Origin of the sequence: Acinetobacter sp. CS-2, assembly GCF_016599715.1 — a bacterium.
In the GTDB taxonomy this organism is placed as follows: Bacteria; Pseudomonadota; Gammaproteobacteria; order Pseudomonadales; family Moraxellaceae; genus Acinetobacter.
The window spans coordinates 222,412-236,629 of sequence record NZ_CP067019.1; the positions used below are offsets into that span (position 1 = coordinate 222,412).

The window sequence follows — 14,218 nt, forward strand, 5'->3', positions numbered from 1 at the left end:
TATACCTAACCTCTGAGGAATTATCATGGAACTCACTTTAGGTCTAGTTGCAATTGCATCTGCTATCTTGATCGCTTTTGGTGCTTTAGGTACTGCGATTGGTTTTGGTCTTTTAGGCGGCCGTTTCCTTGAAGCTGTAGCTCGTCAACCAGAATTGGCTCCACAACTTCAAACTCGTATGTTCTTAATCGCGGGTCTTCTTGATGCTGTGCCTATGATCGGTGTTGGTATTGGCTTGTTCTTCATCTTCGCTAATCCATTTGTAGGTTAATCAGCTTAATTCCTAAATTAAACCATTGAGGAATAGCAATGAATATCAACCTCACATTGATTGGCCAAGCGATTGCATTTGCGATTTTCGTCGCATTCTGCATGAAGTTTGTATGGCCACCACTAATCAATGCGATTAGTGAGCGTCAGCGTAAAATCGCTGATGGCTTAAACGCTGCTGAAAAAGCAAAAGCTGACCTTGCCGATGCGCAAGCTCAAGTGAAAGCTGAATTAGACGCAGCTAAAGCACAAGCGGCTCAATTGATCGAACAAGCGAACCGTCGCGGTGCGCAATTGGTAGAAGAAGCGCGTACTCAAGCAGCTGCTGAAGGTGAGCGTATTCGTCAACAAGCGAAAGAAGCTGTTGATACTGAAATCAATGCTGCTCGCGAAGAATTACGTCAACAAGTTGCTGCTCTTGCAGTGATTGGTGCAGAAAAAATTCTGACCCAGCAAGTTGACGCAGAAGCTCACAATGCCATGCTGACTCAGCTGGCTGCTAAACTTTAAGAGAGGCGGATTATGGCTGAACTCTTGACGTTGGCACGCCCATACGCTAAAGCAGCATTTGCTTACGCTTCTGAGCAAGGTGCAACTGACGCTTGGTCAAATGCATTAACTTTGCTCAGTGCTGCGGTGCAAGACGAAGCATTTTCAGCTTACTTAAATCGCCCTGAGCTTACTCCTGCAGAGCAGGTAAGTGTTTTTGCTAAAGTTTTAGGTGAAGATCAAACCGCAGCAGTGTCAAACTTTTTGACATTGCTTGCTGAAAATGACCGTTTGACTCTTCTTCCTGAAATTGAAACAGAATACGAACAGCTCAAATCACAGAATAACAACACTGTGGATGTTGTGATTGAATCAGCATTCCCATTGTCTTCTACACAAGAACAACTACTTGCAGATGCGTTGAAAAAACGCTTTAACGCTGCGGTAAATGTTTCTGTAGAAGTTAAACCAGAATTAATTGCTGGTGTAGTTATTCGTGCAGGCGACCAAGTGATAGATGATTCTGCGCTTAACAAGCTTGAAAAAATGCGGACTCGTCTTCTTGCGTAATTATTTATAAAAAATTACTGCGTAAAAGAAGACTGAACTTTAAAAAGATTGAGGTATAGCGCAATGCAACAACTGAATCCATCCGAGATCAGTGCGCTCATTAAACAGCGTATCGGCGATCTGGACACCAGCGCGACCGCTAAGAACGAAGGGACCATTGTTATGGTTTCCGACGGTATTGTGCGTATTCACGGCCTTGCTGATGCAATGTACGGTGAAATGATCGAATTCGACGGCGGCTTATTTGGTATGGCACTGAACCTAGAACAGGATTCAGTGGGTGCCGTTGTCTTAGGTAACTACTTAAGCCTTCAAGAAGGTCAAAAAGCGCGTTGCACAGGTCGTGTATTAGAAGTTCCGGTTGGTCCAGAACTTTTAGGCCGTGTAGTAGATGCTTTGGGTAACCCGATTGATGGTAAAGGCCCTATTGATGCAAAACTTACTGATGCTGTTGAAAAAGTAGCACCAGGTGTAATTTGGCGTCAATCAGTGGATGAACCTGTACAAACTGGTTATAAATCAGTAGATACAATGATCCCTGTAGGCCGTGGTCAACGTGAGTTGATCATTGGTGACCGTCAAACTGGTAAAACAGCAATGGCGATCGATGCGATCATCGCTCAGAAAAACTCTGGCATTAAATGTGTATACGTAGCTATTGGTCAAAAACAATCGACTATTGCTAACGTAGTACGCAAGCTTGAAGAAACTGGCGCTATGGCGTACACAACTGTTGTAGCTGCAGCTGCAGCTGATCCTGCAGCAATGCAGTATCTAGCTCCTTATGCTGGCTGTACAATGGGTGAGTACTTCCGTGACCGCGGTGAAGACGCGCTTATCATTTATGATGACTTGTCTAAACAAGCTGTTGCTTACCGTCAAATTTCATTGCTTTTACGTCGTCCACCAGGTCGTGAAGCATATCCTGGTGACGTATTCTATTTACACAGCCGTTTACTTGAACGTGCTTCTCGTGTATCTGCTGACTACGTTGAGAAATTCACTAACGGTGAAGTTAAAGGCCAAACTGGTTCATTAACTGCATTGCCGATTATTGAAACTCAAGCCGGTGACGTATCTGCATTCGTACCAACCAACGTAATTTCGATTACTGATGGTCAGATCTTCCTTGAAACATCATTGTTCAACGCAGGTATCCGTCCTGCTGTGAACGCGGGTATATCTGTATCTCGTGTTGGTGGTTCTGCTCAAACCAAGATCATCAAGAAATTGTCTGGTGGTATCCGTACCGCTTTGGCGCAATATCGTGAATTGGCAGCGTTTGCTCAGTTCGCTTCTGACCTTGACGAAGCAACTCGTAAGCAACTTGAACATGGTCAACGTGTAACTGAGTTAATGAAGCAAAAACAATATGCTCCTTACTCAATTGCTGACCAGGCTGTTTCAATTTATGCATCTAACGAAGGCTACATGGCTGACGTTGAAGTGAAGAAAATCGTTGCATTTGATGCTGCGTTAATTGCTTACTTCCGTTCAGAACACGCTGCAGTAATGCAAAAAATTGACGAGACTGGTGCTTGGGACAAAGATATCGAAGCTGAATTCAAAGCTGGTATTGAAAAGTTCAAAGCGACTCAAACTTACTAATTTAGCAACTTGCTAGATTAGTGTTGGTTTGGTTCACGGAATCAACCTTCGAGGGCTCGAAAGAGCCTTCGAATACTAGGTTAAGCGTATGGCAAATTTAAAAGAAATTCGCGCCAAAGTAGCTAGTATCAAAAGCACGCAGAAAATTACTCGCGCGATGCAGATGGTAGCAGCTTCTAAGATGCGTCGTGCGCAAGAGCGCATGGCTCAAGGCCGTCCGTATGCCGAAAATATGCACCGTGTAATTGCTCACTTGGTCCAAGCGAATCCTGAATACAAACACCGTTATATGGTTGAACGCCCAGTTAAGCGCGTTGGCTATATCATTGTGTCATCAGATCGCGGCCTTGCTGGTGGCTTGAACATTAACCTGTTCAAGAAAGTGGTAAAACACGTTCAACAGCAACAAGAGCAGTCAATTGAAGTTCAATTTGCTTTAATTGGTCAAAAAGCGGTTTCGTTTTTTAAAAACTACGGCGGTAAAGTGCTTGGTGCAACTACAAACGTAGGTGATGCACCAAGTCTTGAACAGTTAACTGGTTCTGTACAGGTGATGTTGGACGCTTACGATAAAGGCGAGTTAGATCGTATTTATCTGGTGTCAAACGGCTTTGTCAATGCCATGACTCAAAACCAAAAGATCGAACAGCTCGTTCCTTTAGCAGCTGCTGAAGAAAGCGAAGGTCTGAACCGTCAATACGGTTGGGACTATATCTATGAACCAGAAGCTGAAGAGCTTTTAAATGGTTTATTGGTTCGTTACATCGAGTCTATGGTTTATCAAGGCGTGATTGAAAACATCGCGTGTGAACAGTCTGCACGTATGGTTGCAATGAAAGCTGCAACGGATAACGCGGGCGAGCTGATCAAGAGCCTACAACTTATTTATAACAAGCTGCGTCAAGCCGCGATTACTCAGGAAATTTCTGAGATCGTTGGTGGTGCCGCTGCCGTTTAACATTATTAGTTTGAATTGAGGAGACAGCAATGAGTAGCGGTCGTATCATTCAGATCATCGGCGCGGTTATCGACGTCGAGTTTGAACGTAACAGCGTTCCTAAGATCTATGACGCTCTCCACGTTGATGGCACTGAAACTACATTAGAAGTTCAGCAACAACTTGGTGATGGCGTAGTTCGTACTATTGCAATGGGTTCTACTGAAGGCCTTAAGCGTGGTTTGAACGTAACTAACACTGGCGCGCCTATCTCTGTACCTGTAGGTACTGCATGTTTAGGTCGTATCATGGACGTTCTTGGTCGCCCTATCGACGAAGCCGGTCCAGTTGCCACTGAAGAACGTTTGCCGATTCACCGTCAAGCACCTTCTTATGCTGAACAAGCAGCATCTACTGACCTTTTAGAAACTGGTATTAAAGTAATTGACTTACTTTGCCCGTTCGCTAAAGGTGGTAAAGTTGGTCTGTTCGGTGGTGCCGGTGTTGGTAAAACTGTAAACATGATGGAGTTGATCAACAACATCGCTAAAGCGCACTCAGGTTTATCTGTGTTTGCTGGTGTTGGTGAGCGTACTCGTGAAGGTAACGACTTCTATCACGAGATGAAAGACTCTAACGTACTTGACAAAGTAGCGATGGTTTACGGTCAGATGAACGAGCCACCGGGTAACCGTTTACGCGTAGCGTTGACTGGTTTGACTATGGCTGAGTACTTCCGTGACGAGAAAGACGAAAACGGTAAAGGCCGTGACGTACTATTGTTCGTAGACAACATCTACCGTTATACACTGGCAGGTACTGAAGTATCAGCACTTCTAGGTCGTATGCCATCTGCAGTAGGTTACCAACCGACTCTTGCAGAAGAGATGGGTGTTCTTCAAGAACGTATTACATCGACTAAGTCTGGTTCTATTACGTCAATCCAAGCGGTATACGTACCTGCCGATGACTTAACAGATCCATCGCCTGCTACTACCTTCGCTCACTTGGACGCAACTGTAGTATTGAGCCGTGACATCGCATCTTCTGGTATTTACCCAGCGATCGATCCACTTGACTCTACTTCACGTCAGTTAGATCCATTAGTTGTAGGTGCTGAGCATTACGAAATTGCTCGTTCAGTTCAAAACGTTCTTCAACGTTATAAAGAATTGAAAGACATCATCGCGATTCTTGGTATGGACGAATTGGCTGAAGAAGACAAACTTACTGTATACCGTGCACGTAAGATCCAACGTTTCTTCTCTCAACCGTTCCACGTAGCTGAAGTGTTTACTGGTGCTCCTGGTAAACTTGTACCGCTTAAAGAAACAATTCGTGGCTTTAAAGGTCTTCTAGCTGGTGAATACGATCACATCCCAGAACAAGCGTTCTATATGGTTGGTGGTATTGACGAAGTGATTGCTAAAGCCGAGAAACTTTAATTAGCTACCTAATTTAGGAGATTCTCATGGCGACTATGCAATGTGATGTTGTAAGTGTTAAAGAGTCTTTGTACTCAGGCACTGTAACTATGCTAATTGCTAAAGGTGCTGGTGGTGAGTTGGGTATTATGCCCGGCCATGCTCCGCTAGTAACTTTACTCAAGCCGGGCGCAATCCGCGTTCTGCTTGAAAATGGTACAGAAGAGTTAATCTATGTATCTGGTGGTGTACTTGAAGTTCAACCGCACGTTGTTACAGTACTTGCAGACACTGCAGTACGTGCTGACAACCTTGATGAAGCAGCAATTATTGAAGCTCGTAAACAAGCTGAACAATTGCTAGCAAATCAAAAGAGCGACTTGGACTCTGCTGCTGCGCTTGCTGCTCTTGCAGAAACTGCTGCACAGCTGGAAACCATCCGCAAAATCAAAAACCGCGCTCAATAAGACACGGTTTAAGATTGAAAAACCACCCGATAAGGGTGGTTTTTTTATTTTTAAATTCTTTTTACTTCCCCAAGAGATTATTCTTGCTTAAAAAGCAGAGTGAATTTTCTATATTTAATTCTATTTTTCTTTAAAGAAAGCCTGTCTGAGCTGAGCTAACAACAGATCACTCACTTTGTCATCTTGTGTCTTAATCAGTTGCTTTAATTTTTCAGCTTTGGGTGTATCTTCCGGAACGATAATTTCTTCTCTGGATTGATCAGCATATGAAATAGGTTGTGGGTTTGCTGTGGCTAGATTGGATGAAGCGGGATATTCAACATGCCAAAGCTGAGTTGAAAGCGCCATGATGTATTTATATTCATCCGTATCTGGCTGAAAACGTTTATACAGTTGCAAATCTTGTAATGCTTCTAAACGATTACCTGGGGCAGTGGAGGAAGGATTTTTCCCTTCGACAATGATCGGGTGAATTTCATGTTGCATCAAATGGTAGTCAAGCCAGTCACCAAGCAGGTTGTGGTCAATATCTGCAACATAATCGCTGTTTTGCTGGACCAACTGTTGTAGCCGTTGCAATACGCTCATTTCTTGTTGTTGAAGTGCGTAACGTGCTTCAGTGTCCAGTTGTTGCAATTCTTTCATGGGCAAATCTAAAAAACGTTGTTGCTGTTCAAAAGCATCAACAATATTGCTTTGATGGAGATTATTCCATTGCTGCAAGGCATGAATTTCCAGCTGTTGAATTTCTTTAAATGCTTTGCTTTTGTAGTGACTGAGCTTAATACGTTGAATATTTTGTTGATTAAGTTCAATTCGTTGTTTGATATATTCAACATAAGGACCAGTTTGCTTTGGGCTGACCGGTTGGATGACATCCACCAATAACAACTGCTGTTGTTGATTATGTTTGAGCCAGTCTTGAATCAGTTGCACATCTTTGAGGGGGTGAGAAAAAAATTGATTTAAGCGTGGGATAGCTTTTTCAGGCATGATGAAATGCAACACGCCATACGTCATGATTGTTAAACAGACCACCACTAGAATCATTTTTTTCATATTATAAAATTTTTTCTGTGTTTGCTATTTATACATATAATAGAAAAAATGAGGAGTGGCTAACGTTTTTTATAAAAAATATTAATTATATATAGTGAAAATGGAAAACAGAGCAGTGTTAATAAATGTTTAGCTTAAAAGCCTCTCATTCCCCCTTCATTCAAACTTGGTATCTCTACCTTTTTAGATTACCCATGCGCATGTTTTTACTTTAGGAAAATTGGCTTTTGCCGGGTTATTTCAAGCCAAACAATTTCTATTTCATTTTAACAGTGCAAAAATAATATCTAAAGTTGCATAGCTTATAAGCAGGTATTGGGTATAGATTAAAAGTATCTACTTTGAACGCTTATGGTTTTAGATGAACCTTATCGAACATGAACCGCACTTTTGGGAACTTTACCAAGAAGATATTTATTATTACCTTGGTATTGCAGTGGATATGAGCTCGGTCGTATCCTGCTGGGACTTGGTTTTAACGCAAGATGAAATCCTGGCTTATAAACAGTACGGTCGGAAGAGTATTGAGGAACTGACAAAGTCGATGGTTGCTTCTGTATATAAGGGTGATTTTTCTGCTATGGAAAGCCGTCTAGCCTCATCTAAAGAAAAACAAGCGATGCAGGCTGCTTTTAAACAATGGCGTGTACAGTCAAATCTATGAGTCGGTAAGAATGAACCTCGTTGCTAAGATGAAAAATCACCTTTAATAATTATGTTTACTCTCTATAAATCTTAGTAAAAATCTGAGTTAAATGCGACATGTCTAGTTCTTATCCGTTGCCCGAATCCCGACTTTAGCAAGATCGGCTATCCCTTGCTGTTATTTATAGTCTTACCAGGGATTTTTTTCAAATCGGCTTCAACTAAGAAACAATTATTTTAGAGCCGGCCCCCCCTTGTACTGCTGAACGGCAAGCACATCTAAAGTGATCAAATCCGATACAAATCCACTCATTTTGATGATTTATTGTTCGATATAGTAGAGCTGTGGCTCCTCTAACAAGAGTCTTCTCAGTATGCATAATATGGAGAACATCAATATGGCGAATACAATGAAAGCCGCGGTGGTTACGGCATTTAACCAGCCGCTGCAAATACAAGAGCTGGAAATTCCGAAAATCAGTCCGGGCAAAGTACTGGTGAAAATTATTGCAACAGGTGTTTGTCATACCGATCTGCATGCCATGCATGGGGATTGGCCGGTAAAACCGACTTTACCTTTTGTTCCAGGACATGAAGGCGTGGGTGAAGTCATTGAGGTCGGTGAGGGTGTAGAGCATTTAAAGGTCGGCGATATTGTCGGTGTTCCGTGGCTGTATTCTGCATGTGGTCATTGCGATCATTGCTATGCAGGCTGGGAAACCTTGTGCAAGAAGCAGCAAAATTCGGGTTATTCAGTGAATGGCAGTTTTGCTGAATATTGTCTGGCAGATGGTGACTACGTCGGCGTGATTCCTGAAGGTGTCGATTTGCTGGAAATTGCTCCAATTCTGTGTGCTGGCGTGACAGTCTATAAAGGCTTAAAAATGACTGAGGCCAAAACTGGAGATTGGGTGGCCATTTCTGGGATTGGTGGCCTAGGTCATGTGGCAATTCAGTATGCCAAGACCATGGGCTTTAATGTGGTGGCAATTGATGTGGATGATTCTAAACTGGAATTGGCTAAAAACTTGGGTGCCGATGTGACCATTAATGCCCTGAAAGTGGATGTCAAGGAAGAAGTCATGAAAGCCACAGGTGAGGGTTGTCACGGTGTTTTGGTGACCGCGGTATCGCCAAAGGCATTTGAACAGGCTGTGGCAATTGTTCGTCGTGGTGGTACTATGGTTTTAAACGGTTTGCCAGCGGGAACCTTTGACTTGTCGATTTTTAATATGGTGCTGGAAGGGATTACCGTGCGCGGCTCGATTGTCGGAACGCGTCTGGACTTGAAAGAAGCACTGGATATTGCAGCGCGCGGCAAGGTCAAGGCGCATATCCATGTGGAACCGCTTGAGAATATTAACGATATTTTTGAGCGTATGGAGCAGGGTAAAATTGATGGCCGTATCGTGATTGATATGAGACTTTAATCTTCAATTTAAACAGACCAATTCTGCAGGACTGCTGAATTGGTCTTTATTTTTAGAGGGTTTATCTACAGGGGGATTAACTTTCCTGATCGGATTTACTTTGACCTGAATCATTCTGACTTTCAGGAATCATCATGCCGGCCAGTTTAATCATTTCCGTCTGGATCGTACCCATTTGTTGTTCAATTTTCTTGAAATCGACCTGAGTCAAGTTGATCTCGCCATTTAAAAACGGGGTAGCTAGTACTTGCTGATTGGCCTGCATTACATTTTGACGAATCGAATCAATTTCCTGGCTTTTCAGGTTCAAGCTGCTGAGAGCCTGATCAAAACCTTTTAACTGGGCTTTTAAGGATTCTGCAGTGCTTTGTAATTGCTGCTGATCATGACTGGAAACGGCCGTTTCTAAATCCGATTGGCTTTGTTTGAGCTGTTCAATATAGTCACCGGTTTTCAATTGCATATCGGCAACATCACGGACAATATAAAACATGTTACCGCTTTTCAGTTCGGTTTTAGCTGAGGCTTCTGTAGCTGACGGGGTAGAGACCTGTTCGGAGACTTCGCTGGATGTTTCTTTTTCTGTTGAATCCGGTGTACTGGCTTGTTCACAACCAATCAGCAAAAGGCCCGCACTAAACATCACAAAAGGAGAAACCGCATTTTGGATGAATTTTTTCATATCTCTTTCATTTCAGCTTCAATCAATACATCACAATATAGGGACAGAATGTGGAGAAAAAACTAATTGTTGCAAAGTGATAACAAATATTTTGAATATAAGCGCTTGAGTTATTAAAAAAGAGCGCTGCAGCGCTCTTAACTTTACATAAATGACTAAGCTCAATTTGTCATAATTTTCACAATACTGTGATTGAGCGTGTTAATCAGTACATAGTCGCCATTGACGCGAATCCAGCGCTGGTTTTTGCCCGGTTTACTCAGATTTTTATAACGCTTATGATCAATTGCATAGCCTTTACCATAATAATGTGAAGGCAGGGCTTGGCCGGCTTTCCAGTCGCGGGATGGTTTTAAAACCCGGTTTTGTACGACTTCATGATGACGCTGTTCAGCGTGCTGTTGGCCATGTGCGTCACCCGGATGCATATTTTGGGCATGGTCGTTATTTTCATGGGCATGAGCAGGTGGCGCGGCGATTGCTGCAGGTGCTGCAAGCACGGCAGTGGTTAAAGCAAAGAGTCCAGCATGTACTAGTTTTTTCATGGGTTTACCTACGCTTAAAATAGCTGTCAGCCAATATTTTTATTTCACCTCTAAGTTAAAGAGAAAACGTGAATAATCCATTGTATAAATGTAATTTGCCGCCTGCTCTGAAGCATTGATGGCATGGAACTCTCTGAATTCCTGCCTTGATTTGAATCTGCTAATTTCTGGGGACAACCAGCTCCGATGTCCCTTTTCTGGCTGATCGGGAATTTTCAAAGTGCTAGGGCAATCGGCTTTCATTATCCGTCAGTAGCGTGTTTTGTCTGGTGATGATTTTGATCGGCATCTTATTCATGGAACAGGTTGTTTCACTTGTGTGATTATAAAAACTGCTGATAGAAATAGCCTAATGTTCGTTCAGTTTTGGGTCATGTTTAACAGACATCATATTTGGACAGTTTTTTGAAAGTTAAAATGATTAGAGAAAAATAAAGCCGACTTCAGCCTGAATTAAACAAGCTGAGCCGGCCAGTTTAGAGCATGCTTTTATTTGGCAAGTTCTGCATTAATCGCATCGACAATACGCGGATCATCGGCTGTGATGTCCGGGGCAAAGCGGGCAACCACTTCCCCTTTTTTATTGATCAGGAATTTTTCAAAGTTCCATAATACTTCAGGTGGCTCATTTGGAGTCAGGCCATAATCGACCAGATCTTTCCACCAAGGTCCTTCGCCAATACGTTCAGGAATGGCCTGAGTCAGGGTTTGATAAAGTGGATGCTTATCTTCACCTGCTACGGAAATTTTAGAAAATAGCGGAAAATCCACCTGATAATTCAAAGAACAAAATTCCTGGATTTCTGCATCAGAACCCGGTTCTTGAGCCAGGAAATTATTGGCAGGAAAACCTAAAATTTCCAGTCCTTGGTCTTTCTTTTCTTTATACAGTTTTTCTAAGCCTTCATATTGCGGGGTTAAACCGCATTTAGAGGCGACATTCACCAACAGCAATACTTTGCCTGCATATTGATTTAAGGTGATGTCCTGTCCGGCAATGGTCTTGACCGGAATATCATAAACAGATTGGCTCATGAGAAAGTCCTTGAATATTTGAATTTGAATGACTGCTTTGTTTTAAAGCTTATTGTGTCGATCGACAAGTCTTTATTGAGATCTGGATGGTAATCTTTCATGCAGGGTAAATAAAAACAGGCCAATCGACCTGTTTTTATCATGCAATACCTTATTGTGCAGTTTTGACTTTGTTTTCCAGAGCCTGCATGTCGGCGACCAGTTCTTTTTGCAATTGCGTTGCCCGGTCTCGCAGTTCAGCAATTTTTTTCATATCCGGTTTTTCGGCAATACTTTCTTCAGAAAGTTCGATACCCAGATTATTGGATTCTTTAATTTTGCTACGTACTTTGTCTAGCTCGGTACTTTTCAGGGCTAAAGCATCCAGATCCCGGTTAAAGTTCGCAATATAGGTCTTCATTTCTGCAACGATCGTATTTAGTGCGACTTTATCATTTTTTTGCGCAGCCTGATTAGCTTTATTTTGCAAGTCTAAAGCCTCTTTGGAGCGATTTTGGGAGAGGGTCTGGATTTCAATTAAATCATTTTTAATATCTTTGATATTGTTTGTACTTAGCACTGCGGTTGCAGGTTGTGTACTTGCAGGGGAAGCGCTTGTAGCTGCTGACGATGTGGGTGCTTCATTGGGTTTTTTATCACAGGCTGTTAATGCCAGAGCTGCAACACAGAGTGAAGCCAGTAATAGTGTTTTCATATCGCATCCTTATAGATCCAATGACAACATCAGACCTAAAACATTAAAGACGTTAAGAAATATATGCTAGAGACTCCCTTTAATAGAGTGCTGCCATCAAAATGGCATAGGACTTTAGCCCGTAACTAGGACATTTTTGTTGTTAAGCTGCTGCAAATTGCAAAGCAGTTATTTAAGTTCATGTAAGTATTAGATATCACGCAGTTGTGCAGGTGTTTGTTCGGTATAGCGTTTAAAAAACTCAATAAAGCTGGAACTGTGTTGATAACCCAGCTCATAGGCCAATTTTTTCACTGTCTTGCCTTGGCGAATTTGAGCAATCGCATATAAAATTTTGGCCCGATTGCGCCATTCGGATAAGCTCAATTGTAATTCTTGCTGGCTCAAGCGCAGTAAATGTCGTTCGCTCATAGGCGAGCCGCTGAGAAGTTGCTGCAAGCTCTTGTGAAATAGCTGTGGATTGGCCAATTGCTGTAATAGCGGCTTAAGCAAAACATGGTTGGTTTGCGGTAAATAGTGATCATATGCCGCTGCAGTTTTTAGTTGATCCATCAGTACCAGTAATAAATGCTGATAATGTAGTGTGGTTCTACCCTGTTGTTTTTGCTCTAAGATTTCATGTACCAAATGCCGAAGAAAGGGGCGAATACTTAAGGTTTTGGTACAAGCTGCAAAATGCTGACATAAGCAAGGATGTACTCGAATACAGATATAGTGGGTGATTTGTTCATCTAGTGCGATAGAGGTATGTGCTGTGTGTGGAGGGAGCCAGAGACCATAATTCGGTGGCGACAGATAAATTTGTCCTTCAATTTCATATTCCAAAATACCATTCAGACTAAAATTGAAATCACCCCATAATGAACTGTGTGGCGCAATAATTTCATCTTTCTGATAAAAGAATTCATCCACTTCTATATAGTTTTGAATCTGCTGGAGCATGTGAATATCCTTGATTTTTATGTATGCGTATATTCATGCCTGAAAGATCTTGGGTGTCATTTCAATCGTCACAACCCAATGCTTCAGTGTCCTGAGCGCAGTATTAATGTCTGAAATTCGATATTCTAATTATTTCAGACTTCAGTAAAAATAAAAACTGAACATTCAAGCAGGGTACAGGGCATGACACAGCAACACAAAACAGTCTGGTGGGCATTTGTTTTGCCATTACTTGCAGTTTTAATCTGGTCGATGAACATTACTGTAACCCGTTATGTGGCGGACTATATTTCTCCGGTTAGCATCAGTTTCTATCGCTGGCTGGTAGCTTTTATCGTCTTAACCCCGTTTATGCTGGGCAAGGTCTGGCGTGAACATCAGCTGGTTTTGACACACTGGAAGCAGCTCGCCGTTCTTGGTGCTTTTGGTATGGTGCTGTATCAAGGGTTGGGCTATAGCGCAGCGCATTATACCACTGCGACTAACATGGGCATTATCAATGCCTTTATTCCGGTATTTACCATTTTTGTGTCCATGCTCATGCTGAAGGATATGCCTAACCGTTTTGCCGTTGTAGGCAGCATGCTGTCTTTTGCCGGTTTGCTTTATGTCATGGCTCAGGGAAATTTTACCCATCTGCTGCAATCTGGTGGACATCCGGGCGATATCATGATGGTACTGGCGGTATTTTTTTATGCGTTTTATGGCGTTTTCCTGAAAAAATGGCAACTGCAGATTCCCTTGCTGATCAGTCTTTATGTTCAGATTATTTTTGCCTTGCTTTACCATTTTCCCTTCGTTTTATATTTGGGGCTGGATGCAATTGATCAAAACAATGTAAGCAGTGTGCTGTATGCCGGTATTTTTCCCTCTTTGATTGCACCCTTGGTCTGGATGCTGGCGGTACAGATGATCGGACCGAATCGAACCAGTATTTTTATGAATTTAATGCCAGTCTGTACGGCCATTATTGCCAATCTGTGGTTAGGTGAAGCATGGACCATGTATCACAGCATCGGTGGTCTGATCATTTTATTGGGTATTTTATTGGCTCAAAAGAAAGATCGGGTGGTAACAACAGCAAAATTAAATGCATAAATGTAAAAACAACAGATTAAAAAGCAGACAAATAAACTGGTTTTATCATTAATTTTTATGGAAATAAAGTCTGAGTCGTGGTTTTAAAAAAGTATTTAAAATGGATATTTAGCTAAAAGATAATTAAAAAATAGTGAGATAATTTAAATTATTAATAAAAAGTGATAAATATTTGATAGTTTTTAGCTGTCTTTTAAGATAAATAATATATTTGTATAAAGAAATTAATTATTACATAATATTTATATCGTGAATGTTTAAGTTACTCTTAACAATCTTTAAACTTTCGCAACCAGATTTACATACCCTCTGGATGTGATTTA

16 protein-coding genes are annotated in these 14,218 nt (G+C 41.9%); 10 read left to right on the forward strand and 6 right to left on the reverse strand.

What is annotated here, in order from left to right:
* Positions 1-25: 25 nt before the first annotated feature.
* The 7 genes from atpE to JFY49_RS01040 all read left to right on the forward strand — a co-directional run bounded on the left by atpE (position 26) and on the right by JFY49_RS01040 (position 5,765).
* Positions 26-271: a F0F1 ATP synthase subunit C gene (atpE, locus tag JFY49_RS01010; RefSeq protein WP_000424060.1), complete on the forward strand. Its 246-nt coding sequence runs from the start codon at positions 26-28 to the stop codon at positions 269-271.
* A gap of 38 nt (positions 272-309) precedes the next feature.
* Positions 310-780 (forward strand): F0F1 ATP synthase subunit B, encoded by a 471-nt coding sequence (locus JFY49_RS01015; RefSeq protein WP_086196641.1) that lies wholly within the window; start codon positions 310-312, stop codon positions 778-780.
* Between the two features lie 12 nt (positions 781-792).
* Positions 793-1,329, forward strand: coding sequence for a F0F1 ATP synthase subunit delta (locus JFY49_RS01020; RefSeq protein WP_166171993.1), 537 nt, complete (start codon positions 793-795; stop codon positions 1,327-1,329).
* Between the two features lie 63 nt (positions 1,330-1,392).
* On the forward strand, positions 1,393-2,937 hold the full coding sequence (atpA, locus tag JFY49_RS01025; protein WP_086196639.1) for a F0F1 ATP synthase subunit alpha: 1,545 nt from the start codon (positions 1,393-1,395) through the stop codon (positions 2,935-2,937).
* Between the two features lie 88 nt (positions 2,938-3,025).
* Positions 3,026-3,895, forward strand: a complete 870-nt coding sequence (gene atpG / locus JFY49_RS01030; protein ID WP_086196638.1) for a F0F1 ATP synthase subunit gamma — start codon at positions 3,026-3,028, stop codon at positions 3,893-3,895.
* Positions 3,896-3,924: 29 nt separating this feature from the next.
* On the forward strand, positions 3,925-5,319 hold the full coding sequence (atpD, locus tag JFY49_RS01035) for a F0F1 ATP synthase subunit beta (protein WP_086196637.1): 1,395 nt from the start codon (positions 3,925-3,927) through the stop codon (positions 5,317-5,319).
* 26 nt (positions 5,320-5,345) lie between these two features.
* Entirely contained in the window at positions 5,346-5,765 is a 420-nt protein-coding gene (locus JFY49_RS01040; protein ID WP_086196636.1) for a F0F1 ATP synthase subunit epsilon, read from the forward strand.
* 120 nt (positions 5,766-5,885) lie between these two features.
* On the opposite strand, the gene JFY49_RS01045 is transcribed toward JFY49_RS01040, so the two are convergent.
* Positions 5,886-6,824, reverse strand: coding sequence for a hypothetical protein (locus JFY49_RS01045; RefSeq protein WP_200223496.1), 939 nt, complete (start codon positions 6,822-6,824; stop codon positions 5,886-5,888).
* A gap of 361 nt (positions 6,825-7,185) precedes the next feature.
* Between JFY49_RS01045 and JFY49_RS01050 the strand changes: the two genes are divergently transcribed.
* Both JFY49_RS01050 and adhP read left to right on the forward strand, forming a co-directional pair.
* Positions 7,186-7,488 carry a hypothetical protein gene (locus tag JFY49_RS01050; RefSeq protein ID WP_200223497.1) on the forward strand — a complete coding sequence of 101 codons (303 nt, stop codon included), beginning with the start codon at positions 7,186-7,188 and terminating at the stop codon, positions 7,486-7,488.
* Between the two features lie 379 nt (positions 7,489-7,867).
* On the forward strand, positions 7,868-8,899 hold the full coding sequence (adhP, locus tag JFY49_RS01055; protein ID WP_086196633.1) for an alcohol dehydrogenase AdhP: 1,032 nt from the start codon (positions 7,868-7,870) through the stop codon (positions 8,897-8,899).
* Between the two features lie 76 nt (positions 8,900-8,975).
* On the opposite strand, the gene JFY49_RS01060 is transcribed toward adhP, so the two are convergent.
* The 5 genes from JFY49_RS01060 to JFY49_RS01080 all read right to left on the reverse strand — a co-directional run bounded on the left by JFY49_RS01060 (position 8,976) and on the right by JFY49_RS01080 (position 12,797).
* Positions 8,976-9,581, reverse strand: coding sequence for a hypothetical protein (locus tag JFY49_RS01060; protein WP_200223499.1), 606 nt, complete (start codon positions 9,579-9,581; stop codon positions 8,976-8,978).
* 161 nt (positions 9,582-9,742) lie between these two features.
* Positions 9,743-10,126: an RcnB family protein gene (locus tag JFY49_RS01065; RefSeq protein ID WP_200223500.1), complete on the reverse strand. Its 384-nt coding sequence runs from the start codon at positions 10,124-10,126 to the stop codon at positions 9,743-9,745.
* Positions 10,127-10,615: 489 nt separating this feature from the next.
* Positions 10,616-11,161 (reverse strand): glutathione peroxidase, encoded by a 546-nt coding sequence (locus JFY49_RS01070; protein ID WP_086196630.1) that lies wholly within the window; start codon positions 11,159-11,161, stop codon positions 10,616-10,618.
* Positions 11,162-11,312: 151 nt separating this feature from the next.
* Positions 11,313-11,855 carry a hypothetical protein gene (locus tag JFY49_RS01075; RefSeq protein WP_180042914.1) on the reverse strand — a complete coding sequence of 181 codons (543 nt, stop codon included), beginning with the start codon at positions 11,853-11,855 and terminating at the stop codon, positions 11,313-11,315.
* A 189-nt stretch (positions 11,856-12,044) separates the two neighbouring features.
* Entirely contained in the window at positions 12,045-12,797 is a 753-nt protein-coding gene (locus JFY49_RS01080; RefSeq protein ID WP_180176443.1) for an AraC family transcriptional regulator, read from the reverse strand.
* 183 nt (positions 12,798-12,980) lie between these two features.
* Here JFY49_RS01080 and JFY49_RS01085 point away from each other — a divergent pair, with 183 nt between their 5' ends.
* Positions 12,981-13,895, forward strand: coding sequence for a DMT family transporter (locus JFY49_RS01085; RefSeq protein WP_180042916.1), 915 nt, complete (start codon positions 12,981-12,983; stop codon positions 13,893-13,895).
* Positions 13,896-14,218 lie beyond the last annotated feature (323 nt).

What these genes read in the sequence shown, in the direction of transcription:
- JFY49_RS01065 (WP_200223500.1), bottom strand. Translation starts at nt 10,126, where the DNA reads ATGAAAAAACTAGTACATGCTGGACTCTTTGCTTTAACCACTGCCGTG.
- JFY49_RS01085 (WP_180042916.1), top strand. Translation starts at nt 12,981, where the DNA reads ATGACACAGCAACACAAAACAGTCTGGTGGGCATTTGTTTTGCCATTA.
- JFY49_RS01040 (WP_086196636.1), top strand. Translation starts at nt 5,346, where the DNA reads ATGGCGACTATGCAATGTGATGTTGTAAGTGTTAAAGAGTCTTTGTAC.
- atpE (WP_000424060.1), top strand. Translation starts at nt 26, where the DNA reads ATGGAACTCACTTTAGGTCTAGTTGCAATTGCATCTGCTATCTTGATC.
- JFY49_RS01060 (WP_200223499.1), bottom strand. Translation starts at nt 9,581, where the DNA reads ATGAAAAAATTCATCCAAAATGCGGTTTCTCCTTTTGTGATGTTTAGT.
- JFY49_RS01075 (WP_180042914.1), bottom strand. Translation starts at nt 11,855, where the DNA reads ATGAAAACACTATTACTGGCTTCACTCTGTGTTGCAGCTCTGGCATTA.
- JFY49_RS01045 (WP_200223496.1), bottom strand. Translation starts at nt 6,824, where the DNA reads ATGAAAAAAATGATTCTAGTGGTGGTCTGTTTAACAATCATGACGTAT.
- JFY49_RS01050 (WP_200223497.1), top strand. Translation starts at nt 7,186, where the DNA reads ATGAACCTTATCGAACATGAACCGCACTTTTGGGAACTTTACCAAGAA.
- JFY49_RS01020 (WP_166171993.1), top strand. Translation starts at nt 793, where the DNA reads ATGGCTGAACTCTTGACGTTGGCACGCCCATACGCTAAAGCAGCATTT.
- JFY49_RS01070 (WP_086196630.1), bottom strand. Translation starts at nt 11,161, where the DNA reads ATGAGCCAATCTGTTTATGATATTCCGGTCAAGACCATTGCCGGACAG.
- JFY49_RS01080 (WP_180176443.1), bottom strand. Translation starts at nt 12,797, where the DNA reads ATGCTCCAGCAGATTCAAAACTATATAGAAGTGGATGAATTCTTTTAT.
- JFY49_RS01015 (WP_086196641.1), top strand. Translation starts at nt 310, where the DNA reads ATGAATATCAACCTCACATTGATTGGCCAAGCGATTGCATTTGCGATT.
- atpD (WP_086196637.1), top strand. Translation starts at nt 3,925, where the DNA reads ATGAGTAGCGGTCGTATCATTCAGATCATCGGCGCGGTTATCGACGTC.
- atpG (WP_086196638.1), top strand. Translation starts at nt 3,026, where the DNA reads ATGGCAAATTTAAAAGAAATTCGCGCCAAAGTAGCTAGTATCAAAAGC.
- adhP (WP_086196633.1), top strand. Translation starts at nt 7,868, where the DNA reads ATGGCGAATACAATGAAAGCCGCGGTGGTTACGGCATTTAACCAGCCG.
- atpA (WP_086196639.1), top strand. Translation starts at nt 1,393, where the DNA reads ATGCAACAACTGAATCCATCCGAGATCAGTGCGCTCATTAAACAGCGT.